Annotated in this window: 21 protein-coding genes, 5 tRNA genes and 1 pseudogene; 16 read left to right on the top strand and 11 right to left on the bottom strand. The window is 59.9% G+C overall.

What is annotated here, in order from left to right:
• Nucleotides 1–202: 202 nt before the first annotated feature.
• Nucleotides 203–484 carry a hypothetical protein gene (locus tag N2A41_RS08975; RefSeq protein ID WP_162118793.1) on the top strand — a complete coding sequence of 94 codons (282 nt, stop codon included), beginning with the start codon at nucleotides 203–205 and terminating at the stop codon, nucleotides 482–484.
• 994 nt (nucleotides 485–1478) lie between these two features.
• Complete coding sequence (locus tag N2A41_RS08970) at nucleotides 1479–3326, top strand: choice-of-anchor Q domain-containing protein (protein ID WP_260110759.1); 1848 nt, start codon at nucleotides 1479–1481, stop codon at nucleotides 3324–3326.
• 183 nt (nucleotides 3327–3509) lie between these two features.
• Here the strand turns inward: N2A41_RS08970 and N2A41_RS08965 are convergent.
• From N2A41_RS08965 to N2A41_RS08955, 3 genes and pseudogenes are all read right to left on the bottom strand, one after another.
• A pseudogene (locus N2A41_RS08965) lies at nucleotides 3510–3721 on the bottom strand (ATP-binding protein); the annotation flags it as partial.
• 112 nt (nucleotides 3722–3833) lie between these two features.
• Nucleotides 3834–3910, bottom strand: a tRNA-Arg gene (locus tag N2A41_RS08960).
• Nucleotides 3911–3967: 57 nt separating this feature from the next.
• Nucleotides 3968–4273 carry an ETC complex I subunit gene (locus tag N2A41_RS08955; protein ID WP_017964111.1) on the bottom strand — a complete coding sequence of 102 codons (306 nt, stop codon included), beginning with the start codon at nucleotides 4271–4273 and terminating at the stop codon, nucleotides 3968–3970.
• A gap of 308 nt (nucleotides 4274–4581) precedes the next feature.
• Between N2A41_RS08955 and N2A41_RS08950 the strand changes: the two genes are divergently transcribed.
• Both N2A41_RS08950 and N2A41_RS08945 read left to right on the top strand, forming a co-directional pair.
• Nucleotides 4582–4794 carry a hypothetical protein gene (locus tag N2A41_RS08950; protein ID WP_017964110.1) on the top strand — a complete coding sequence of 71 codons (213 nt, stop codon included), beginning with the start codon at nucleotides 4582–4584 and terminating at the stop codon, nucleotides 4792–4794.
• Between the two features lie 184 nt (nucleotides 4795–4978).
• A tRNA-Pro gene (locus N2A41_RS08945) sits at nucleotides 4979–5055 on the top strand.
• A 65-nt stretch (nucleotides 5056–5120) separates the two neighbouring features.
• On the opposite strand, the gene N2A41_RS08940 is transcribed toward N2A41_RS08945, so the two are convergent.
• Together N2A41_RS08940 and N2A41_RS08935 are read right to left on the bottom strand one after the other, a co-directional pair.
• On the bottom strand, nucleotides 5121–5609 hold the full coding sequence (locus N2A41_RS08940; protein ID WP_222383868.1) for a DUF192 domain-containing protein: 489 nt from the start codon (nucleotides 5607–5609) through the stop codon (nucleotides 5121–5123).
• Between the two features lie 2 nt (nucleotides 5610–5611).
• Nucleotides 5612–6190, bottom strand: coding sequence for a cold-shock protein (locus N2A41_RS08935; protein ID WP_012757289.1), 579 nt, complete (start codon nucleotides 6188–6190; stop codon nucleotides 5612–5614).
• 195 nt (nucleotides 6191–6385) lie between these two features.
• Between N2A41_RS08935 and gloA the strand changes: the two genes are divergently transcribed.
• From gloA to N2A41_RS08910, 5 genes are all read left to right on the top strand, one after another.
• On the top strand, nucleotides 6386–6826 hold the full coding sequence (gene gloA, locus N2A41_RS08930) for a lactoylglutathione lyase (RefSeq protein WP_170258615.1): 441 nt from the start codon (nucleotides 6386–6388) through the stop codon (nucleotides 6824–6826).
• Between the two features lie 176 nt (nucleotides 6827–7002).
• Entirely contained in the window at nucleotides 7003–8058 is a 1056-nt protein-coding gene (locus tag N2A41_RS08925; protein ID WP_409995332.1) for a YcbK family protein, read from the top strand.
• 197 nt (nucleotides 8059–8255) lie between these two features.
• Nucleotides 8256–8330, top strand: a tRNA-Glu gene (locus N2A41_RS08920).
• A 74-nt stretch (nucleotides 8331–8404) separates the two neighbouring features.
• Nucleotides 8405–8479 (top strand) — tRNA-Glu (locus tag N2A41_RS08915).
• 253 nt (nucleotides 8480–8732) lie between these two features.
• Nucleotides 8733–8807 (top strand) — tRNA-Glu (locus N2A41_RS08910).
• A gap of 47 nt (nucleotides 8808–8854) precedes the next feature.
• Here the strand turns inward: N2A41_RS08910 and recJ are convergent.
• The 5 genes from recJ to N2A41_RS08885 form a co-directional block, all read right to left on the bottom strand.
• Nucleotides 8855–10657, bottom strand: coding sequence for a single-stranded-DNA-specific exonuclease RecJ (gene recJ, locus N2A41_RS08905; protein ID WP_260110758.1), 1803 nt, complete (start codon nucleotides 10655–10657; stop codon nucleotides 8855–8857).
• Nucleotides 10658–10843: 186 nt separating this feature from the next.
• On the bottom strand, nucleotides 10844–11086 hold the full coding sequence (locus N2A41_RS08900) for a hypothetical protein (protein ID WP_170261403.1): 243 nt from the start codon (nucleotides 11084–11086) through the stop codon (nucleotides 10844–10846).
• A gap of 162 nt (nucleotides 11087–11248) precedes the next feature.
• Complete coding sequence (locus N2A41_RS08895; RefSeq protein WP_260110757.1) at nucleotides 11249–12574, bottom strand: homoserine dehydrogenase; 1326 nt, start codon at nucleotides 12572–12574, stop codon at nucleotides 11249–11251.
• Between the two features lie 61 nt (nucleotides 12575–12635).
• Complete coding sequence (locus N2A41_RS08890) at nucleotides 12636–13853, bottom strand: LL-diaminopimelate aminotransferase (RefSeq protein ID WP_162118691.1); 1218 nt, start codon at nucleotides 13851–13853, stop codon at nucleotides 12636–12638.
• A gap of 222 nt (nucleotides 13854–14075) precedes the next feature.
• The gene (locus N2A41_RS08885) at nucleotides 14076–14489 is read right to left on the bottom strand and encodes a hypothetical protein (RefSeq protein WP_162118692.1); all 414 of its coding nucleotides are present in this window, start codon (nucleotides 14487–14489) and stop codon (nucleotides 14076–14078) included.
• Nucleotides 14490–14639: 150 nt separating this feature from the next.
• Between N2A41_RS08885 and phaC the strand changes: the two genes are divergently transcribed.
• Both phaC and N2A41_RS08875 read left to right on the top strand, forming a co-directional pair.
• A complete protein-coding gene (phaC, locus tag N2A41_RS08880; RefSeq protein WP_260111118.1) occupies nucleotides 14640–16508 on the top strand; it encodes a class I poly(R)-hydroxyalkanoic acid synthase in 1869 nt (622 codons plus the stop codon).
• A gap of 207 nt (nucleotides 16509–16715) precedes the next feature.
• Complete coding sequence (locus tag N2A41_RS08875) at nucleotides 16716–18056, top strand: tlde1 domain-containing protein (protein WP_260110756.1); 1341 nt, start codon at nucleotides 16716–16718, stop codon at nucleotides 18054–18056.
• A gap of 39 nt (nucleotides 18057–18095) precedes the next feature.
• Here the strand turns inward: N2A41_RS08875 and N2A41_RS08870 are convergent, their stop codons facing one another.
• A complete protein-coding gene (locus N2A41_RS08870; protein WP_260110755.1) occupies nucleotides 18096–19253 on the bottom strand; it encodes a pyridoxal phosphate-dependent aminotransferase in 1158 nt (385 codons plus the stop codon).
• Nucleotides 19254–19464: 211 nt separating this feature from the next.
• Here N2A41_RS08870 and N2A41_RS08865 point away from each other — a divergent pair, with 211 nt between their 5' ends.
• The 5 genes from N2A41_RS08865 (at nucleotide 19465) to aat (ending at nucleotide 23294) form a co-directional block, all read left to right on the top strand.
• Nucleotides 19465–20223 carry a DsbA family protein gene (locus tag N2A41_RS08865; RefSeq protein WP_260110754.1) on the top strand — a complete coding sequence of 253 codons (759 nt, stop codon included), beginning with the start codon at nucleotides 19465–19467 and terminating at the stop codon, nucleotides 20221–20223.
• 160 nt (nucleotides 20224–20383) lie between these two features.
• Entirely contained in the window at nucleotides 20384–20821 is a 438-nt protein-coding gene (gene aroQ / locus N2A41_RS08860; protein ID WP_162118696.1) for a type II 3-dehydroquinate dehydratase, read from the top strand.
• Nucleotides 20822–20841: 20 nt separating this feature from the next.
• Nucleotides 20842–21312 carry an acetyl-CoA carboxylase biotin carboxyl carrier protein gene (gene accB, locus N2A41_RS08855; protein WP_260110753.1) on the top strand — a complete coding sequence of 157 codons (471 nt, stop codon included), beginning with the start codon at nucleotides 20842–20844 and terminating at the stop codon, nucleotides 21310–21312.
• A 4-nt stretch (nucleotides 21313–21316) separates the two neighbouring features.
• The gene (gene accC / locus N2A41_RS08850; RefSeq protein ID WP_017964094.1) at nucleotides 21317–22672 is read left to right on the top strand and encodes an acetyl-CoA carboxylase biotin carboxylase subunit; all 1356 of its coding nucleotides are present in this window, start codon (nucleotides 21317–21319) and stop codon (nucleotides 22670–22672) included.
• Nucleotides 22673–22679: 7 nt separating this feature from the next.
• Entirely contained in the window at nucleotides 22680–23294 is a 615-nt protein-coding gene (gene aat / locus N2A41_RS08845; protein ID WP_170277957.1) for a leucyl/phenylalanyl-tRNA--protein transferase, read from the top strand.
• Nucleotides 23295–23362: the final 68 nt, after the last annotated feature.

Here is a 23362-nt window from a genome sequence, read left to right as displayed (position 1 = left end):
GTGCATGCGACGCAGCCGGCAATCTGCCGATAGTGAGCAGCGGCGTCACTGATCCTGCGCTGATCGTGCGCTTGCCCCTGATCCCGGACCAATACTTACCAGTTGATTCACTCTTGTTTAAATGCAAGAGGAGTAAGGATTTCGCGAGTATCACAACAATGATCGCGCCGTCCGAAACTCGATAAGTTAATAGGGCCTTCGCATGGATATTGACGGTATGCTTAAGGAGATTGCCGACAAGGGCGGGGCGATGGAAGTCGTAGAAGACCACTATTATCCCTTGGACGTGGAAGCCGAGTTGCTGGGCCTCATTTCCAAAGAGTATCATGGCGGGGACCTAGGCTTTACAGAAACGCTGGCGTTGACGAATAAGGGACGCCAGCATCTGGGAATAGATGTAGTCACTCCACACACATGGACTTCCGCTGCCAGCACATTCGCTCGTATTATTGCCAAGTTTACACGACCAATTCTCTACCGGTGACTTAGTATTACTTAGGTTTATAAAATTTCCATAGTCGCGTGGCTATTTTTGGCCTCGCTCCATTGTTTGCGGCGCGGCTGGCGGTTTGGAAGCGGAGGCACAAAGACCGCGTGCTTGCTGGGTGTGGATCGCATTTGACCCAATTTTTCGGCGGCTGCCGAAGCGGGTGGGTGTCCAACTTATCGACCACGGATGTTATCTGGCTCTTATTGATTGCGCCGGGCGGCAGTGGCAGTCTCGATGCTGCATATTCAGTCGGATAGTCCTCATAGATTACGTCGCGCGCGCATTCCATGAGATCTCCACCAAAATAGTTCAGTGCACTACGAGGATGTTGGTAGGCATAGCGCAGCCTAACGAATGCGTTGGCTGACAAATGCAATGTTTCGTCAAAAATCCGGATGAGGTTTATTCGTCCCGGCGGCAATGGCATCGCGTATCATTAAAACGCCTGCAATAGGGTTTTCCTATTTCGACTTGAAGAGCTTTTCCGGGTCGTACCGCATGCCCAATGATCTCGGCGGGGAATCGGCGCTTGAAATGCTGCTCAATGGGTTTGGCCGAATCTGCTGCGGTCATGCCCTCCCATTACCCTCTCGATTTGTCCCAATCGGTAAAGCAGCGCTGCCTAAAATCGCTAAATACAGAAAAAATGTCGATTCCGCCCTTTGCGGGAGGAATCCGCTCACGCCCGTCAGGTTTTTCTAATGTTTTCAAGGGGCGTATATCGCGGCAGTTGCAGAAAGAATAATTCGCGGAAAGCGAGACCTTTATACTGCCTCAATTTGGGCGACTCAAATTTCACTAAATATTTCAAAACGTAACTTCGGATCGATTTTGATAATGTGGCAGCAATATGGCTATGTTTGTCAAGCACTTACTATCGCTCTACTGTTGCGCCCTCCAGGATGTCACCCTATAACCCCTCGCCGTAACGCCTGATTAACCAAAAATAGTACCGGCAAAGACAACGCTAAGGTTGAGGAACAAGAACATGACGACATACTATGTAGCGACGACCGGCAGCGGCGGTGGTAACGGAAGTGCCTCCACTCCCTTTCGCACGATTGGCGAGGCAATGTCGGCGAACCTTAAGCCCGGCGACGAGGTGGTGGTGAAGCCAGGAACCTACAACGAGAGCATCAACATCGACAAGGACGGCTCGGCGGCAGGCGACATCACGCTACGCTCGGAAGTGCCTGGCGCAGCGCTGATCCGGCCGCCCGCGGGCTCGTACACCGGGATCAGTGTCAACGCCAACTACGTGACAATCGACGGCTTCGACATCAAGGGCGGCAACGGTGACGGCATCGAAGCGAACAACGTCCATCACGTCTCAATTCTCAACAACAAGGTCCACGACAGCGGCGAGTCGGGCATTCAGTTCAACTATTCTGACTTCGTCAAGATCGTCGGGAACGAGACCTACCATAACGCGTCCACGGGCTGGTTCTCGGGCATCTCGATCTACGAGAACCGGAACATCACCGGCGATACCTCGACGACCGGCTACCGGAATATCGTACAAAACAACATCTCGCACGACAACGTCACGAAGACGGGTGCGCACACCGATGGCAACGGCATCATCATCGACGATTTTCAGAGCACACAGGCGGATGGTCATCCGAACTATACGTTTAAGACCCTCGTCGACAACAACCTGGTCTACGAGAACGGCGGCAAAGGCGTCCAGGTTGCCTGGAGCGACTCCGTCACGGTGCAGAACAACACAGCATATCACAACAACCAGGACCCGCTGAACGACGGCACCTGGCGCGGCGAACTCAGCAACGCGCAGTCGAGCAACAACACCTGGGTCAACAACGTCGCCGTAGCCGACCCATCGGTGAACAAGAACAACACCGCTGTCGATAACACGTCGTACGGTGGCTACACCAACGCCAACACCGTCTGGGCCAACAACATCACTTACAACGGCACGGCCGGCCAGGACTCGGTCAGGACCGACGGCGGCAACGCGATGCCGAGTGCGACGAACGGCAACAAGCTCGGTGTCGACCCGCATTTCGCGGGGGCAGCGACCGACAACTTCCACCTCGGCTCCGGCTCGTCGGCGATCGACAGTGGAACCACCAAGTACGGCGTCGGCTCGACCGATCTGGACGGCCACGCTCGCGTCGTTGGAACTGTCGATATGGGTGCCTACGAATCGGGCTCCAGCGCGGCACCGGGAACGCCAACCACGCCGACGCAACCGACAACGCCGACCACGCCGACAGAGCCAACCACGCCGACGCAGCCGAGCTCCGGCTCGGGAACGCCGACCACGCCGACGCAACCGACAGAGCCGACAACGCCGACCACATCGACGAAGGTATATACCGGCACCGAGGGTAACGACTACCTGCCACACACCGGTCAGTCCAACGGCGGCAACGAAACCTACAAGGGTCTCGGCGGCAATGACGTGTTGAAGGGCGGCGCCGGCTCGGACGTCATAATTGGTGGTGCTGGAAAGGACATCATGAGCGGTGGTATCGGCTCGGATACGTTTACCTTCAAGACAGCGACGGAGACCGGGTCCGGCTGGAACCGCGACGTCATCACCGACTTCCAGCATGGGGTCGACAAGATCAACCTCTCGGCGATCGATGCGAATGGCTCTGCGCAGGGCGATGCAGCCTTCCATTTCCAGGCGCAAGAGAATGCCTTGTTCGATAAGAAGGCTGGCGCGCTCGCTTGGCACTATCAAGACAATGCTGGATCCGATCACGATATTACCGTTGTCCAGGCCGACCTGAACGGCGACGGCGTTCATGACTTCGAGATTCAGCTGCAGGGCCTCGTCCACCTGGGGGCAGGCGATTTGATCCTGTAACTATACCTGTTGCGGCGGTCGTCCGATCGCCGCAACAATCGTGCTAACAAAATGTGTCGACGGCGGAGTAAAACCCGCCACGCGGCGCGCAAAATTCGACTACTTCAGCGCGTGGATGAGCAAGCTGGGAGAGCGTAGCCCGAACGGCGATCCCATCCGCGCGCTGCGATTTTTTGACGGCTGTCAGCCGGCCTTTCGAGTGCGGACTTGCGCGAGGCGATAACTGTCGCCGTTCATCTCGCGGATGTCGACGTGGCGGGTGACGCGGTCCAACAGAGCGCCGGTCAGGCACTCGGATCCCAGGATCCCTCGAACGCAAGGTTGCTGGTGATCAGATGGCACTCGTCGACGTCTTGCGAGATCAGTTCAAACAATAATTCCGCACCGGTTTGGGACGCCCGTCCGGCCGCCGTACGCGGGATTCGCTGGACGGCGGTCCAAATGTGAGCGCCCCGTGACCAGGCTCCTTCGCGCTGGTCAGGGGACGGCTTCAAGTCATTGAATTTGTGGCGACCCCTGCAGGAATCGAACCTGCGACAACCTGCTTAGAAGGCAGGTGCTCTATCCAGCTGAGCTAAGGGGCCGTCCGGCGGCCGCGTCTCACGAGCGCGACCGGATGCGGCATATCTGGACCAGAAATCTCAATGCGTCCAGGGCTGCGTGCGGGTATAGCGGAAATTGTCCGGATAGGCGACAACCTGGCGTGTCGGGTCCTTCGGCGCGATGACGCGGTAGTCGATACCGTTGCGCTGGGCATAGGCTTCGGCGAGTTCCTGCGTTTCGAAGGTGAGCTTCACCTGCTGGCGCATGTCACCCGAAGAGGTGTAGCCCATGATCGGATCGATCTTAAGCGGCGACTCCTGATCGAACTCAAGCACCCAGAGATTGGTCTTGGCCTTGCCGGACTGCATGGCGGTCTTGGCTGGACGATAGATCTTGGCAGACATGACTGCAGCGTCTCCGACTATGCGGGACAATGCCCGCCGTTCATGGTCTAAATCCTGTTGCCGGCCCGTTCCGGGCCTTTTGCATCATCGCTGAGGATAACGCAAAGAGATGAATTTTGCTTAGCTGCGAATCCCCGCTTTTTCAAGGAAAAAGGCGGTGCACGACGACGCTGCCGACTCCGTTCCCATGACGGCCGATGCGTTAGGGAAACAAAGAATATCGGCGGACAAGCGGCTGTGCGCATTCTTCCCCTCGGGTGGAGCCAGCCATCTCTTGAAGGCCAAGCGACTCTGGGGCGGATTGCACAATGTTACCGATTGTCGCATGTTGTGATTGCAACCTGATTGCCGCAGCCAGCCCTCGGCACTATTTCTACGGCTCGGTTGGTTTCAGTGGATTCGCACTCATGATGAGACGTTCGGCGGAGTTCAATGCCATTGTGATAGGGGCTGGTATCACGGCGTTCTTCTACCTTGCGATCAGCTACGCTCAATATATCGGCCTGATCGCTCACGGCTAAGGTAGAATTGCCCTGACGCCAATTGTGCCAGGCAAACGGATTAGTGCGCTGGTAAGCAGACTGACCGCCCATCAAGATTTTTCTATCTTGCATCCACAGGTCCGGCGAGGAATCTTCGGCCAGAGCTGGATTTATGGGTTGCGACGGCGAAGTGAACCGTGTATCTCCCCTGCCATTCACGGCACGGAGTGTAGCGCAGCCTGGTAGCGCATCTGGTTTGGGACCAGAGGGTCGGGAGTTCGAATCTCTCCACTCCGACCATTCAAATATCCCGATATTGTTGAATTCCTTGACAGGCGCAGCGCAGCTTGCGGTTATACGCGCCGTCACTTCATCCTTTTCGTCGTCGTGGCGCTGACGATCCTGTCGCCCGGCTTGATTCCGAGTTTGGCAACAATGCCGGCGTTGAGTTCGACGACGTATTTCACCGCAACCATCGAATCGATGATGTCGCGCGAATAGGGCACTGCCTTTTCCTTGATGTGGCGAATCGTACCGGCGTCGTCGGCAAAGAGCATGTCGAGCGGCAGGATGGTGTTTTCCATCCACATGGTGACGCGCCTTGGCTCGTCGAAATCGAAGATCATGCCGGCATCATCGGCCATCACCTTGCGAAACATCAGTCCGCGGGCGCGCTGATCCGGGGTCGAGGCAATCTCGACAGTGAAATGCAGCACCTTGCCCGCCGCAGTCTGGATGAGCAGCGGCTCCTTGTCGAACCGCATCTGCTCCTCGGCCAAAGCCGGCAGCGCAACCATGAAAAAAAGCGCCAGGATGGCGCTTCTGATAGCATCAAATAGGATTAGACCGCGCATGTTCAGTGCGACCGGCTTGCCGGGCTCGGAACGTCAGGATGGATCTCTGCGGCCATCAGGCCCTTTTCTCCGTCGCCGAAGCGGACGAGAACCACCTGGCCAGGGCGGAGCTCCGTCAGGCCGAAGCGGCGGAGCGTTTCCATGTGCACGAAGATGTCTTCCGTGCCCTCGCCGCGCGTCAGGAAGCCGAATCCCTTGGTGCGGTTGAACCACTTGACCAGCGCGCGCTCGAGTCCGCTCGTTGCGGTGACCTGCACATGGGTGCGCACCGGCGGCAGCTGCGAGGGATGAACCGCGGTCGACTGGTCCATCGAGAGGATTTTGAAAGCCTGATAGCCGCGCTCGCGGCGCTGGATGAGGGCGACGATGCGCGTTCCCTCGAGGATCGTTTGGTAACCGTCGCGGCGCAGGCAGGTCACGTGCAGGAGTACATCCTGCATGCCGTTGTCTGGCACGATGAAGCCGAAACCCTTGGCGACGTCGAACCACTTGACGACGCCGGTGATTTCAACAAGATCGACCGCCTCTCCCGATAGCTCGTCGAGGTCGGAGTATTCGTTCGATGAAATCCTGTCAGCCATTGTCGCCAGCCCCTCGAATACGCGTCACACTGTTACGGTTAACTGATTCTTGAAATCAAGATTAACATCTTGGTAACGGATAAGCGCAAGTCCTAGTTTTCGGTTATTCCCAGGTGCACATTTTATAAAGATGACTTGCCCGAAGCTGACCTCGGCTCGCCGAAAAAAGCTAGCCCCAATAAAGGAGTAAATAGAATGCGTTATCTTCATACAATGGTGCGCGTCAAAGACCTGGACGCCTCGCTTGCCTTTTACACCACGCTTTTCGGGCTGGAGGAGATTCGCCGCCACGAAAACGAGAAGGGCCGCTTCACCCTGGTTTTCCTGGCTGCTCGCGACGATCTCGACCGTGCGCGCAGCGAAAAGGCCCCCTGCCTCGAGCTTACCTACAATTGGGACACGGAAGATTATAGCGGAGGTCGCAATTTCGGCCACCTCGCTTATGAGGTCGACGATATTTACGCGACCTGCCAGAATCTGATGGACAACGGCGTCACCATCAACCGGCCGCCGCGCGACGGGAACATGGCGTTCGTGCGCTCACCCGACGGCATCTCGATCGAAATCCTGCAAAAGGGCAGCCCGCTTCCGGCCACTGAGCCCTGGCTCTCGATGGGCAATACCGGCGCCTGGTAAGGCTTTTCGGCGCAAGGCTTTTGCGAGGCTTGCGGCTTTTCCGATTTCGGGTCCGGCCGGCGCCTCGGCGCTTGCCGCGATCCGGCCCCGCAGGCAATCTCCAAACGACTCGAAGCGGAAGAGAAGCGGTTTTCGCTTATTTTCCGGATCAACTGGAGACTGTTGCTTTGCGTAAGATGCAGATGCGGATGCCCCTGACCGACGCTTTGCTGATCGCCACCTCGGTGCTGGCGCTGTCCGGCTGCGCGTCGGACAAGAAGGCGCTCGATTCCGCCGCAGTTGTTCCAGCACAAGCCGCAGCACCGCAGCTTGCCACCGCAGGGCCTGGAAGCCCTGCCCCACATTCGGTCTATACGGACCCTCGGCTCGTCAACGTCTCCGGCGCTCAAGCCGCGCCTCAGGTCGTGGCACAAGATCCAAATGCCGCCGCTCCGCCCGCCGGCTCGGCAACGGCGGCGCCTGCCAATATCGGCGGGTTGGTCCTGCAGTCGACCCGGATCAACGCGCAGTCGATGAGCATCTTTTCCGATCGCCAGCCGGCGCCGCAAGACAACAGCACCTCCACCGTCGTTCAGCCGCAGGCCTATGCGCCGGTGGAAGGTGCAGCATCGGCGCGAAGCAGCGTCTATAGCCAGCCGCCCACGCTCCAACAGCCGGCAGAGCCGGTGCTGCCGCAGCAATCCTCGCAGAATAACAGTACGCAGCTTGCGCCTGTGCAGACTGCGTCGCTGGCGACGGGCAGCATTCCGACCTCGACGATGAATGCGCTCTACAGCGCGCCGAAGCAGAACCTGCTCGGCAGCCTCTCCGGCCTGCTGCACAAAGCCGCCCTGCCCGGCATGACGCGCATCGCGCCGAACGGGCTGCATCTCCAGAACGACAAGGTCGAGGTCGGTTGCTTCAAGCCCGACCTGTTGAAAGTGATCAAGACGGTCGAAAACCATTTCGGGCGACCGGTCATCGTCACCTCCGGCTATCGAGACGAAGAGCACAACCGCTTGGTCGGCGGCGCCGACGAATCGATGCACAAGAGCTGCGAGGCGGCCGACATCCAGATCGACGGTGTTACAAAATGGGATATCGCCGCCTATATCCGCTCGTTGCCGGACCGCGGCGGCGTCGGCACCTATTGCCATACGGATTCGGTCCACCTCGATACCGGCAAAAGTCGTGACTGGAACTGGGGCTGCGGCGGCAAACGCGCGCCGATGACGACCGCACGAGCGATCTGACGGCCGCGCGATTTTCGCATTGCGTTACGGCAGCATCAGCTAGTCTCAATAAAGAAACAACCGGCAGCCTGTTGATTCGGCTTCAATAATCGGCTTCTCGAACGCGCTCGGATTTGCTGTCATTTTTTTGAAAGAAACCGCAATTGCCGCTTGCGGGATTCAATACGCCTGACTATAAGGGCGCCACCACGAAGGACGCGCCCTTCGTCTATCGGTTAGGACACCAGATTTTCATTCTGGGAAGAGGGGTTCGACTCCCCTAGGGCGTACCACTTTCTCCCTATATAGAAGCCATCACTTCCGCTTGCAGAAGCCGGCGCACGCTCCTATTTTAACGAGGCTGCCTGCGCCCTTCGTCTATCGGTTAGGACGACAGATTCTCATTCTGTAAAGAGGGGTTCGACTCCCCTAGGGCGTACCAATTCCTGATGATGGCCATCGTCATCCGTTTCGATCGACATTCGCCGACCCTATGAGTCTCCTTGAGGAGAACCCTTCGGGTCCGCGCGACGCTGCCCATCCTAACCCGCCGGCTTGATTTTTCTCCGCTGCGCCGTGCCTTGCACATCGTTTCTCCACAGCCACAAATAAATCGGCGAAAACGATGATTTTTTCGCGCCTTGGCGCTTGCGGCCTTCGAAGGCGCTGACTATAAGGGCGCCACCACGAAGGAAGCGCCCTTCGTCTATCGGTTAGGACACCAGATTTTCATTCTGGGAAGAGGGGTTCGACTCCCCTAGGGCGTACCACTTTCTCTCCCTTGACTTCACATCGTCAGCGCTCTTGCGCGACCGTTCTATTTCGCCGGCGCAGCGTCGCAGACGCGCAGCTGGATGCGGCGTGCGCCCTGGTAGTGGTCGGCACCGAGCGAACCCGCGACATGCAGGCTGGCACCGCGTGAATTGATAAGAAGATTGCCAAGCGGCGTGTCGGCGGCGCGGAAGGCGATGCCGTCGAGCCGCGATCCGTCCATGGCCTCCAGCGTCACCTTCACATGTTTCTCGCCGACCAGGCGGGCGTCGCGCAGACGATGCGCCGGTATGGCAAAGAGCGGCTGTGCGTGACCAGAGCCATAGGGGCCGGCGGCCTCCAGGCGGTCGATGAGTTCGAGAGTGGCGCCGCTTGCACCGATCGCACCGTCGATCTTCAGCGTTTCGTTGGCGACGAGGCTAGCCACCGTCCTCTCGGCCTTCTCCGTGAAGAAGGTCCTCAGCCTGCCGAGATAAGCGCGCTCGACCGTCAGTCCCGCGGCCATTGCGTGGCCGCCGCCCTTGACGAGCAGACCCTCGTCAACCGCGGCCCGGACCATCCTGCCCATGTCGAAGCCGTTGATGGATCGGCCAGAGCCGGTGCCGCGGCCGGCGGGATCGAAGGCGATCGCAAAGGCCGGCCGTTTGAATTTCTCCTTCAGCCGCGCCGCGATCAGCCCGACGATACCGGGATGCCATTTCTCATGGGCGGTGACGATGACGGAGGCGCCCTCGCCGTCGCCATATTCGGCAAGCGCCTCGGCTTCAGCCTCCTGCAGCATGATGGCCTCCATCGCTTGGCGTTCGCGATTGAGCTCGTCGAGGCGCTGCGCGATCACATCCGCCTCTCCGGCGTCATCGAGCGTGAGCAGCCGGCTTCCGAGTGCGGCGTCGCCGATCCGCCCGCCGGCATTGATGCGCGGGCCGATCAGGAAGCCGAAATGGTAGGGCGTCACCGGGCCGGCGAGCCCCGCCTTGCGGAAGAGTGCCGCCAGTCCGGCATTGCTCTGGTGGCGGGCAGCAACCAGCCCCTTTACCACATAGGCGCGGTTGAGACCCTTCAGCGGCACGACATCGCAGACCGTCGCAAGTGCCACGATATCCAGCCATTGCAGCAGGTCGAGCGCCAGGATGCGCTTGTTGCCGGCCGCGCGCAGCAGCCTGAGTGTCGCGACCAGCACCATGAAGACGACGCCGGCGGCGCAAAGATGCCCCTGCCCCGAGAGATCGTCCTCGCGGTTCGGGTTGACCAGCGCATGGCAGGGCGGCAGCTCATGTGTCACCTGGTGGTGATCGATGACGACGACATCGATGTTGCGCGCCGCGGCAGCGGCCAGTGCCTCGTGGCTGGTGGAGCCGCAATCGACGGTGATGATCAGCTCAGCGCCGTTGTCGATCAACTGGTTGATGGCCGCCGGATTGGGGCCGTAGCCTTCGAAGACGCGGTCGGGAATATAGATGGTCGCCCTGACGCCGAAATGGCGGAGAAAACGAAACATCAGCGCCGAGGAGGCTGCGCCGTCGACGTCGTAGTCGCCGAAGATGGCGACGCTCTCGCCTCGCTCGATCGCGCGCAGGAGGCGGGTCGCGGCCTTTTCGCAATCAGTCAGTCTATGGGGATCGGGCATCAGGCTTCGGATCGTCGGATCGAGGAATTCGATCGCCTCGTCTACCGTCACGCCGCGCCCAGCGAGCACCCGGGCGATCAGATCCGGCAATCCATGGATCTGCGACATGGCCAGCGCGCGGTTCTGCCCGGCCTGGTCGAGCCGCGCCACCCAGCGATTGTCGAGCGCGGATTTCTCCACGCCGAGAAACGCGCGCTGTACGGGGTCGACGAGATCTGCCATGCCACACTCCGCTGACTTCATCTGCTCTTTCTACAGGAGCAGCGGAGATAACATAGCGATGGATTTGCAGACACGGTTTTTTACCAAAGCATGTCGCGCAAAAGCGTGCAGCGATTTTGCGACAACGACATGCGTAAAAATAAAGACCTAAAGCGCGAGAGCGAATCTGAAAGATCGCGACACGCTTTAGAATACCGCCCAGACGATCAGGGCGATGCCGGCCAGTTGCACCAGGATGACGGAGAAGAGAGTGAGAAGAATGGCCCAGTTGCGGCCTTCCGGGCTTTCGTCGTCATAGGCCCCATCGGAGGGGTGGTAACGAACCTCATCACGGTTCGTCTCGGGAACTTCCTCAAACAGACCAGGATGATCGGGAGGTTCCTCTTCCGGGCGACCATACCCCTTCCCGGCATGGCTGTCCTTGTTCACGGTGTTCTCCAAAGCCGGCGACTCCCTCTCCCGGCTTATTTATATCAATGTTTCGGTACCTGTTAATATAAGTTTTCGTGAGAGCGGTTAAACAGGCAATAAAAAAACCCGCCCTGCGTGCACAGAGCGGGTCAGCCATCCCGGATTGTGGCAAAAAAGAGTTCAGCCTTCTTCTTTTGGCCGCTCGATGCGAATCACCTGCGGTTCGCCGAAGAGGTAACCTTCCGACTTGATCGAGGCGACCGCCTTGCGCACCGACTCTTCCATCGTCGCATGGGTGACGAGAATGATCGTCTGGTGGTGCGATGGCGCCAGGTGCTGCTTGGAGCGCTGGACGATCGATTCCAGCGAGATGTTGTTTTCCGCCATGCGGGTTGCGACGCTGGCAAAGACGCCGGTGCGGTCGAGCACGGTCAGGCGGATGAAATAGCCGCCCTCGTGGCTCTGCATCTGCGCCTTGCGGTAGGGTTCCAGCGTCGCTGCGGGATGGCCGAGCACCGGCACGCGCTGGGCGCCTGGCTGGCTCTTGGCAATATCGGCGATATCGCCGAGCACGGACGAGGCCGTCGCGTTGCCGCCGGCGCCCGGGCCGACCATCAGCAGTTCGCCGAGCACGTCGGATTCGATCGCCACCGCATTGGTGACGCCGTCGACCTGGGCGATGACCGAATCGACCGGCACCATTGTGGGATGGACGCGCTGCTCGATGCCGGTATCGGTGCGCTGGGCAACGCCCAAGAGTTTGATGCGATAGCCGAGCTCGGCGGCAGCGTGGATATCCTCGATCGAGATGTTGGTGATGCCTTCGAGATAGATGTCGTCGGCCGCGATCTGATTGCCGAAGGCGAGCGTCGTCAGGATGGAAAGCTTATGGGCCGTGTCGTTGCCCTCGACATCGAAGGCTGGATCGGCCTCGGCATAACCCAGCCGCTGCGCTTCCTTGAGGCATTCGGCGAAGGAAAGCCCCTCCTTCTCCATCTTGGTCAGGATGTAATTGCAGGTGCCGTTCATGATGCCATAGATGCGCGAGACGGAATTGCCCGTCAGCGATTCACGCAGCGCCTTGATGACCGGAATGCCGCCGGCGACTGCCGCCTCGAAGTTCAGCAGCGAACCCTTCTCCTCGGCGATCTTCGCAAGCTCGACGCCGTGATAGGCAAGCAGCGCCTTGTTGGCTGTCACCACATGGAGACCACGTTGGAGTGCCGTACGCACCGAGACGTTGGCCGCCCCTTCGGCGCCACCCATCAGCTCGACGAAGACGTCGATATCGCCTTTTTCGGCAAGCTCTTCCGGCCGGTCGAACCAGGTAACGGTGGAAAGATCGATGCCGCGATCCCTCGCCTTGTCACGCGCGGAGACCGCCGTGATGGTGATCGGACGCCCGCAGGTGACGGCAAGCTCGTTGCTTTTCTGCTGAATGATACGGACAAGCGAGGCGCCAACGGTGCCCAAGCCCGCAATGCCGATTTTGAGGGCATCTGCCATGGATCGATCCTGAAGTGTCTGTGTGGCGGCAGCCGCCGAACGCAGCTGCCCAACGGTTGGATTAGCGGTGGGCGTTCAGCGAGATGACGTTGTGCATCGTCTCGTCTGCCGTCGACATGAACTTCTTGATGTTGCGCGCAGCCTGACGGATGCGGTGTTCGTTCTCGACAAGCGCCAGACGGACGTAGTCGTCGCCCATTTCGCCGAAGCCGATGCCCGGGGCAACGGCGACGTCGGCCTTCTCGACCAGCAGCTTGGAGAACTCCAGCGAACCGAGATGACGGAACTTTTCCGGGATCTTCGCCCAGGCGAACATCGTCGCGGCCGGCGGCGGCACCTCGAACCCGGCCTTGCCGAAACTTTCGACCATGACGTCGCGGCGGCGTTTATAGACGTTGCGGACTTCCGCAATGTCGGAACCATCGCCGTTCAACGCATGCGTCGCCGCCACCTGGATCGGCGTGAAGGCGCCGTAGTCGAGATAGGACTTGACGCGGGTGAGCGCCGCGATCAGCCGCTCGTTGCCGACGGCAAAGCCCATGCGCCAGCCGGGCATGGAGAAGGTCTTCGACATCGAGGTGAACTCGACCGTCACGTCCATTGCGCCCGGCACTTCGAGAACCGACGGCGGCGGGGAGCCGTCGAAGTAGATTTCCGAATAGGCAAGGTCGGAAAGCACGATGATGTCGTGCTTTTTCGCGAAGGCGATGACGTCCTTGTAGAAATCGAGCGTCGCGACAAAGGCCGTCGGATTCGAGGGGTAGTTGAGGATCAGCGCCAAGGGCTTCGGGATCGAATGCCGGACGGCACGTTCCAGCGGTTCGAAGAAGCTCGCATCCGGCTCCACCGACATGGAACGGATCACGCCGCCCGCCATCAGGAAGCCGAAGGCGTGGATCGGATAGGTGGGGTTCGGGCAGAGGATCACGTCGCCCGGCGCCGTAATCGCCTGCGCCATATTGGCGAACCCTTCCTTGGAGCCCAAGGTGGCGACCACCTGGGTATCCGGGTTGAGCTTGACGCCAAAACGACGGGCATAATAGGCGGCCTGGGCGCGGCGCAGGCCCGGAATGCCCTTGGAAGAGGAATAGCGGTGCGTGCGCGGATCCTGCACGACCTCGCACAGCTTGTCGACGATCGACTGAGGAGTGGGGAGGTCTGGGTTTCCCATGCCGAGATCGATGATATCGGCGCCGCCCGCTCGCGCGCTTGCTTTCAAACGGTTGACCTGTTCGAAAACGTAAGGCGGCAAACGCCGGACTTTGTGAAACTCTTCCATCTCATTCCCCATGGAAAGGCGGCATTTCGGGCCGCAGTCGAAGTTCGTTCCGTCTTCCGGCGGCTGCGACACGAACTTCAGAATCGCAACGCCGTGTTCATCAGACCCAAGTGACGCGGCGAATCTTTGACGGAAAGGCCGCGTAACGCGCTTTATCGGAAAAATTGTATCTTCCGATGCATTCGGAATGGCTTTGCGTCCAAATTGCCTGAAAGGCAAGGTCTATTTGGAGATTTCGGAGAGTGTATCGGTGCCGTGCTCGGCGGCGAGACGCCGCATTTCGGCGACCTTGGCCTGATATTCGGCTTCCGAGATCGTGCCGGCCTTACGCCGAGCGGCAAGTGCCGTCAGCTGATGCTGCAGTTCAGCCGCCTGCTCGTCACTCATCTGGACATTGGCGGCGGTCAGCGGCGCACCGAAACTCGGATAGCCGTCCGGGTATTTTGCCAGGCCGCCCTCAGCCGCCTCGCCCTTGGTGGCCGGCATGACGACGGCGGTCGGCGCCGCCCGCTTAGCGGCAGCTGCGGCCTTTTGTTCCGCCGTCAGATTGCATCCGGCAAGCGCCATCGCCGCCGCGGCGCAGATCAGTGCGGTGCGGTTGAGGATTGCGATGCGCCGAATGCCGTTCTTTGTCATGCCTCAAAAATCCAGTTCTGACTGCGTCGACTGTTAAATTTGTCGCAGCCACAAAGCAATAGCATGAGCCGATGCGGGTGGAACTTGTTTTCTCGTTCGATCACGATGTACAACGAATGGATAAAAAGAGTGGTGCTGCCGCCGGAGGAAATGGTGACCGACAGCAAGCAGGAGAATGGCGGCCAAAAAAATGGCGAAAAGGCCGGCTTCGACGCGACCGATCTCGATCCCTATCTGTTGAAGGATCCCGAGGCCATGGCGATGAATTTCGCCCGAGCGCTCGAAAATCTCGGACAAGCAGCGTCTGCCTGGCTCGCGCCGCGCGAACGCGGTGAGATCACCGAAACCGCCGTCGATCCGATGACCGACATGGTCAAGACGCTTTCCAAGGTGACCGAATACTGGATTTCCGATCCGCGCCGCACCTTCGAGGCGCAGACGCAGCTGATGTCCTCGTTCTTCGGCATCTGGATGCGCTCAATGCAGCGCATGCAAGGCACGCGCGGCATGCAAGGCGAACCCACGGAGCCGGAACCGGACACCCGCAAGGACAAGCGCTTCTCGGACGAGGACTGGCAGAAGAATCCGTTCTTCGATTTTCTCCGCCAAGTCTATTTCGTCACCACCGACTGGGTGGAAAAGCTGGTGTCGGAGACCGATGGCCTCGACGAGCATACCAAGCACAAGGCCGGCTTCTACGTGAAGCAGATCACGGCAGCGCTTTCGCCGACCAACTTCATCGCCACCAATCCGCAGCTCTACCGCGAGACGATCGCAACCAGCGGCGCCAATCTGGTGCGCGGGATGAAGATGCTGGCCGAGGATATCGCTGCCGGACATGGTGATCTTCGCCTTCGCCAGACCGACATGACGAAATTCGCCGTCGGCCGCGACATGGCGCTGACGCCAGGCAAAGTGATCGCCCAGAACGACATCTGCCAGATCATCCAGTACGAGGCTTCGACCGAAACGGTGCTGAAGCGGCCGCTTTTGATCTGCCCGCCCTGGATCAACAAATTCTATATTCTCGACCTCAACCCGCAAAAATCCTTCATCAAATGGTGCGTCGACCAGGGTCAGACGGTCTTCGTCATTTCCTGGGTCAACCCGGATGCGCGCCACGCCGACAAGGACTGGGCGGCCTATGCCCGAGAGGGAATCGATTTCGCGCTTGTTACAATCGAGAAGGCGACCGGCGAAAAGGACGTCAACGCCGTCGGCTACTGCGTCGGCGGCACGCTGCTGGCCGCAACGCTGGCGCTGCATGCCAAGGAGAAGAACAAGCGCATCAAGACAGCGACGCTGTTCACCACCCAGGTCGATTTCACCCATGCCGGCGACCTCAAGGTCTTCGTCGACGAGGAGCAGCTTGAAGCGCTCGAAGAGCATATGCAGGCGACCGGCTATCTCGACGGCACGAAGATGTCGATGGCCTTCAACATGCTGCGCGCCTCCGAGCTGATCTGGCCTTATTTCGTCAACAACTACCTCAAGGGCCAGGATCCCCTGCCCTTCGACCTGTTGTTCTGGAACGCCGACTCGACCCGCATGGCGGCGGCAAACCATGCCTTCTACCTGCGCAATTGCTATCTCAAGAATGCGCTGACGCGGAACGAGATGATCCTCGACGGCAAGTCCGTGTCGCTGAAGGATGTGAAGATCCCGATCTATAATCTCGCCACCCGCGAGGATCACATCGCACCTGCCAAGTCCGTCTTCCTCGGCAGCCGGTTCTTCGGCGGCAAGGTGGAATTCGTCGTGACCGGCTCGGGACATATCGCCGGCGTCGTCAACCCGCCCGACAGGAAGAAGTATCAATTCTGGACGGGCGGCCCGGCCAAGGGGGACTACGAGACTTGGCTCGAGCAGGCGACCGAGACCCCGGGATCATGGTGGCCACATTGGCAGGCCTGGATCGAGACGCATGACGGCAGGCGTGTGCCGGCCCGCAAACCCGGCGGCGACGCCTTGAACGCCATCGAGGAAGCGCCGGGAAGTTATGTGATGGAGCGCGCCTGAGACGCCCAACGCATCTCTTTTTGAGACGTCGTGAGAAACTGCAACGCCGCGTAAACAAATTAGAAACCATAATTCGTCATCCTTGCGAGACAGTCGGACGTCGTGGGTGGTCTAAATTCGGCCCATTTGCGCCTGTACCGGCCCCCGGCGAAGTGTAGTCAGTCAGTGCCGCCGGCCTGCGTAGCGAGTTTGAAAGACGAGTGTAGTATGGCGTGTGTGGTCGGGACGTTCGATGACGTCACCCCTCTTGGCGGATCTGCTTTCCGTTGGCGCAGATCTCGCGGTTTCCTTTACAGTGTTGTCGGCGCCGGATTTCTGACCTCGACATGGCTGATCGCGACCTTCGCGACGATGCATTCGATCGCCGCTCCCTATTCTCCGCCGGATCGCCCGGCACAGGTGGCGGCTGCGCCGAAGGTGGCGCCTACACCGCGCCATGAGAGGCTGATTCATGTCGGCAAGGCCGACCGGCTAACCGCCTTCGATGCGAAGCCGAAGGTCCTGCTGACGGCGAGCCTCATTCAATCCCATGCCGAAAAGACCGCCGCCGCAGCAACGGCGCTGGCGGCTCTTACAAAAAACAATCGGCTCACCATGGCCGCGGAGCAACCGGTCGTGGCCGCGATTTCCGACAGCGCCAAATTCCGCAAGGACGATGTCATCGCGCCGCCGCCGGTCGAGCTCGCCTCGGCAGAGACTGATGAAGACGACGGCAATCGGATCATCGTTCCGTCGAAGGAGGCGGTCGCTGCAGCCGAACTGACAGCCCTGCTTGCGCTTGCCGATGCAGGATCCGGGCAAATCGCGCCGGCTCCGGTCGAGCCGACCGCATCTCCCGTCAAAACGGCCTCAATTCCCGCCTCGGAACCTGCACCGGTGGTCGTTGCCGCCGCGGACGACGCGCCACCCTTCGATCTCGTGCTGGCGCCGGACGAAGGTTCCGTGCCGCTGCCGATGGCACGTCCTGATGGCCTCATCGGCAAACCGGCACTGGCTTCCAAGGGTTCGCAGCGCGCTGGCGAGCCTGCACTTGCCTATGCCCAGCCGAACTCGCCGATCGAGGATGACGAGGACGACGCAGTGCCGCGCTACGACAAGCCGGTGTTCTCGCCGAAGCTGCGCGCTGGCGTGGCGATCTACGACATCGAAAACAGCACCGTCTATCTGCCGAACGGCGAACGGCTCGAGGCCCATTCCGGGCTCGGCAAGATGCGCGACAATCCGCGTTATGTGAACAAGAAGATGCGCGGGCCAACACCGCCGCACACCTATGTCCTCACCATGCGCGAGAGCCTTTTCCATGGGGTCGAGGCGCTGCGGCTGACGCCGGTCCAGGGTTCGGACGCCATCTATGACCGTGTCGGCCTTCTCGCCCATACCTATATGCTCGGCAAGAACGGCGATTCCAACGGCTGCGTCTCCTTCAAGGACTACCGCCGCTTCCTCGCTGCCTATAAGCGCGGCGACATCAAGCAGCTCGTGGTGGTGCCAAGGCTGAACAACAAACCGTCTTCGACGTTCGCTTCGCTGTTTTCGTCGCGCAGCTGACGACAGGAGAGTGCATTGCCGCTTGCCCGGTCGTGAGCGCTACTTCAACCAGGCTGCGATTCGCTCCACCGCCTCGGCGATCTCTGCCTGCGAGCCCGCATAGGACAGGCGCAGCGTTCGATTTCCCTCCAGCGGATCGAAATCGAGACCGGGCGTTGCGGCGACGTCGATTTCCGCGAGCATGCGTTTGGCAAAGCCCATGCTGTCATTGCTGAAGCGGGTGACGTCGAGATAGGCGTAGAAGGCCCCGTCCATCGGCGAGGCGATCGAAAGGCCGATCTGCGGTAGACGCCGCATCAGCAGGTCGCGGTTAGCGGCATAGCTTGCCTTGTAACGATCGAGTTCGGCGCCAGCGCCAAGAGCAGCCGTGGCGGCGATCTGGGAGAGCTCGGGCGGGGAGATGTAGAGGCTCTGCGCCACCCGCTCGATCGGCCGAACCAGGCGGTCGGGAAGCACCATCCAGCCGATTCGCCAGCCGGTCATGCAATAATATTTGGAGAAGGAATTGATGACGATCGCCTCGTCAGTCAGTTCCAGCGCGCTCGCCTCCTCGCCTGCGAAGGTCAGCCCGTGGTAGATTTCATCGGAGATGAAGGCGATGGAATGGGCCGCGCAGTAATCCGAAAGCGCCTTCAGCCCCTCGCGGCCGGTCACCGTGCCGGTCGGATTGGCGGGACTGGCGAGCAGCACGCCTTTCAGCGTGATGCCGCTTTCCTTCTGCGCCGCTTCCAGGCTTTGCGGCGTCAGGGTGAAGTGGGTCTCGGCCGTTACGGGCACTTCGAGAACCTTCAGGCCGAGCGCACCGAGGATATTGCGATAGGCGGGATAACCGGGTCTTGCGATCGCCACCGCATCGCCGGCATCGAAGAGCGACAGGAAGGCGAGATTGAAGCCGGCCGAGGAACCGGTGGTGATGGCGATGCGCTTTGGATCGATCTCCAGGCCGTGGCGATCCTTGTAGTGCCAGGCGAGCGCCGATTTCAGCCGTGCCGTCCCCAGCGCATCGGTATAGCCGATCCGGCCTTCGGCAAGGGCTGCGCGCGCCGCTTCGAGGGCCGCTTGAGGTGCCGGATGCGAGGGCTGACCGACCGCCATCGAGATCACCGGATGGCCGCTCGCGCGCCGCTTCGTTGCCTCCGCCAAAACGTCCATGGCATGAAAAGGCTCGACTTCGCTGCGTTTCGATATGGAAAACAAGATCGTTTCTCGCTCAGCTTCTGCAATGACGGCCCGACAATTGCCGCATTAATCGGCTGATCACAATCCCGCGAGGGCCACGCGGGGATGAAAAATTCTGGTTTGAGCAGAACCGAACGCACCGTACCTTGACGCGAGGCATTCAAGTCCATTAACCCGGCGAGCGTCTTCTCGACAAAGAGACGACCATACCGCCGATGACGAGGATATCATGGCATTCTTCCCGAAGACCTTCACCGCTCTGGTGCTTGCCGCATCGATCGCCCTTCCGCTTCCGGCGGCAGCGCTCGACGACCAGCAGAAGAAGGAGTTTGGTGAATTCATCAAGCAATACCTGATCGAAAATCCTGAGATCATGCTCGAAGTCCAGGATGCGCTGCAGAAGAAGCAGGAAGCCCAGCGGTTGGTGAAGGCCAATATGGCGATCGAAGAGAACACTACCGACATCTTCGAATCGAAGAACGACGTTACGCTCGGCAATCCCAAGGGCGACGTGACGGTCGTCGAGTTCTTTGATTATAATTGCAGCTACTGCCGGCATGCGCTGCCCGACATGCAGGCGATGCTTAAGAAGGACAAGAACGTCCGTTTCGTCCTCAAGGAATTCCCGATCCTCGGGCCGGATTCGGTTGCCGCCCACAAGGTGGCCGACGCTTTCCGCAAGCTGGCACCGGAGAAATATGCCGATTTCCACGTCGCCCTTCTCGGCACCGAAGGCCGCGCCTCTGACGAAACAGCGATAGCGGTCGCCGCTTCGCTCGGCGTCAGCGAGGACAAGATCCGCGCGGAGATGGCAAAGAGCCCGAATGACGGTATCGTCCAGGCGACCTACCAGCTCGCCTCCAGTCTCGGCATCAGCGGCACGCCCTCCTATGTGATCGGCAACGAACTGGTGCCGGGTGCCGTCGGGCTCGACGATCTCGAAGCCAAGGTCAAGAATATGCGCAGCTGCGGCAAGACCGCCTGCTGAGCAATCAACCGCCAAACGATAGCCCATCAAATCGCCAAAATCGAAGCGTTTCAACCATGTGGACAAATGTGGCGCGATTGCCGCTGGCCAATCCGTAAGGGCTTTCATTCAGCTCTCGCGGAGTCTATAGGTTGCCGTCGTACATTTTACGGAACATTCGATGACGCAAACGATTTTTGTCCTGAACGGCCCCAACCTGAACATGCTGGGTAAACGAGAGCCCGGCATTTATGGCGGCAAGACGCTCAAGGACATCGAGGCGGACTGCAAGGCCGCAGGCCGCGAACTCGGCATCGATATCGACTTCCGTCAGAGCAACCACGAAGGAACGCTCGTCGACTGGTTCCATGAGGCCGACGAAAATGCCGTCGGCGTTGCCATCAATGCAGGCGCCTATACGCATACGTCGGTCGCGCTGCATGATGCGATCCGCGCCATTTCCATTCCCGTCGTCGAGCTCCACATATCCAACGTGCATGCACGGGAAGAATTCCGCCACAAGTCGATGATCGCGCCGGCATGCAAAGGCGTGATCTATGGCTTCGGGCCTCACAGCTACATCCTGGCGCTCCACGCGCTGAAGAACATCACGGCATAAGAAGAAGACAGGGCAACACCATGGCTGAAAAGAAATCGGGTATCGACCAGGCACTGATCCGCGATCTCGCCAATATTCTCAACGAAACGGATCTGACGGAGATCGAGGTCGAGCAGGACGATCTGCGTATCCGCGTTTCGCGCGCCGGCACGCCGCAATATGTCCAGGCGCCGATCGCAGCACCTGGTTATGCCGCGCCCGCAGCAGCCGCTGCGGCGGCAATTGCTGCGCCTGCCGCAGCTCCCAGCCGCAACCCGGCCAATGTCGTCAATGCACCGATGGTGGGCACCGTCTACATGGCGCCGGCTCCAGGCGCGCGTCCGTTCATCGAAGTCGGCGCAATCGTCAAGGAAGGCCAGACGCTCATCATCATCGAAGCGATGAAGACGATGAACCAGATCCCTTCGCCGAAGTCAGGCAAGGTGACCGAGATCCTCGTCGATGACGGACATCCCGTTGAGTACGGCCAAGCCCTCGTCGTCATCGAATAGGCCGATGCCCATGATTTCGAAAATCCTCATCGCCAATCGCGGGGAAATTGCCCTTCGCGTGCTCCGGGCCTGCAAAGAGCTCGGCATCGCCTGCGTCGTGGTTCATTCCACCGCCGATGCCGATGCCATGCATGTGCGCCTTGCCGACGAAAGTGTGTGCATCGGCCCGCCCTCGTCGCGCGAGAGCTATCTCAACATCCACCAGATCGTCGCCGCCTGCGAGATCACCGGCGCCGACGCCGTGCATCCGGGCTACGGCTTTCTGTCGGAGAATGCCAAGTTCGCCGATATCCTCGACGCCCACGGCATCACCTTTATCGGGCCGACGGCGGACCACATCCGCATCATGGGCGACAAGATCACCGCCAAGACGACGGCGCTGGAACTCGGCATTCCCGTCGTTCCGGGCTCGGACGGCGAAGTGAAGACCGAAGAGGATGCGCTGAAGACGGCCGCCGAAATCGGCTATCCCGTACTGATCAAGGCCACGGCCGGCGGCGGCGGACGCGGCATGAAGGTCGCCAAGAGCGAGGCCGACCTGATCGAGGCCTGGTCGACGGCGCGCAGCGAAGCGGCAGCTGCCTTCGGCAATGATGCCGTCTACATGGAAAAATATCTCGGCAAGCCGCGGCACATCGAAATCCAGGTGTTCGGCGACGGCGAAGGCAATGCAATCCATCTCGGCGAGCGCGACTGCTCGCTGCAGCGCCGCCATCAGAAGGTCTGGGAAGAGGCGAATTCGCCGGCTCTCAACGTCGAGCAGCGCATGAAGATCGGCCAAATCTGTGCCGATGCCATGAAGAAGCTGAAATATCGCGGCGCCGGCACGATCGAATTTCTCTACGAGAACGGCGAGTTCTATTTCATCGAAATGAACACCCGTCTGCAGGTGGAGCATCCGATCACCGAAGCGATCACCGGCATCGACCTCGTGCACGAACAGATCCGCGTCGCTTCCGGCGGCGGTCTCTCGGTGACGCAGGATGAAGTGCATTTTTCCGGTCACGCCATCGAGTGCCGTATCAATGCCGAGCACCCGCGCACCTTCGTGCCCTCACCCGGTACGATCACGCATTTCCACGCGCCGGGTGGCCTCGGCGTACGCATCGATTCCGGCGCCTATCAGGGCTACAAGATCCCGCCCTATTACGACAGCCTCATCGGCAAGCTGATCGTGCATGGCCGTACCCGCGTCGAATGCATGATGCGCCTGCGCCGGGCGCTCGACGAATTCGTCGTTGACGGCATCAATACGACGCTGCCACTATTCCAGGATCTCGTCTCCAACCAGGATATCGCCAACGGCGACTACGACATCCACTGGCTGGAAGACTACCTCGCCAACACACCGGCGGCATAGGACAGGAATGGCAGGATCGCGCAGGAAGTCACCAGGCATAACCCCTGACATTCTCCTGCGCGCCTATTCCATCGGGCTCTTCCCGATGGCCGAATCCGCCGACGATCCGGAGATTTTCTGGGTCGAACCGGAACTCCGCGGCGTGCTGCCGTTCGACCGTTTCCATGTGTCGAAAAGCCTTGCCAAGGCAGTGCGCAAGAAACGCTTCAAGATCCGTTTCGATCACGCTTTCGATCAGGTCATCGCCGCCTGTGCGGAGGAGACATCCGGGCGCCCGAGCACCTGGATCAACAAGACGATCAGATCGCTTTACGCGACGCTCTTCGACATGGGCCATGCCCATACCGTCGAAGCCTGGGAGGGCAATGAACTGGTCGGCGGCCTCTATGGCGTCTCGCTCGGCTCGGCCTTCTTCGGCGAAAGCATGTTTTCGCGCCGGACGGATGCCTCGAAGATCTGTCTCGTTCATCTGGTCGACCGGCTGCGGGAAAAGGGCTTCACACTGCTCGACACGCAGTTCACCACCGAGCACCTGAAGACGTTCGGAGCGATCGACGTTCCGAAGGCCGATTATGCCGTGATGCTTGCGGCGGCGATGGAATCGCCGCATCTGGAATTCTGAGGATCGTTTTCAGAGTAAAATTCGGCAGACAATATCGTCCTTGCCCGTCGTGGATCACCTCGTTCCAC

It is taken from the genome of Rhizobium sp. SRDI969 (assembly GCF_025152725.1).
Lineage (GTDB): Bacteria > Pseudomonadota > Alphaproteobacteria > Rhizobiales > Rhizobiaceae > Rhizobium > Rhizobium leguminosarum_I.
The sequence above is the reverse complement of the archived record's forward strand: the minus strand, read 5'-3'. Positions and strand labels throughout refer to the sequence as shown.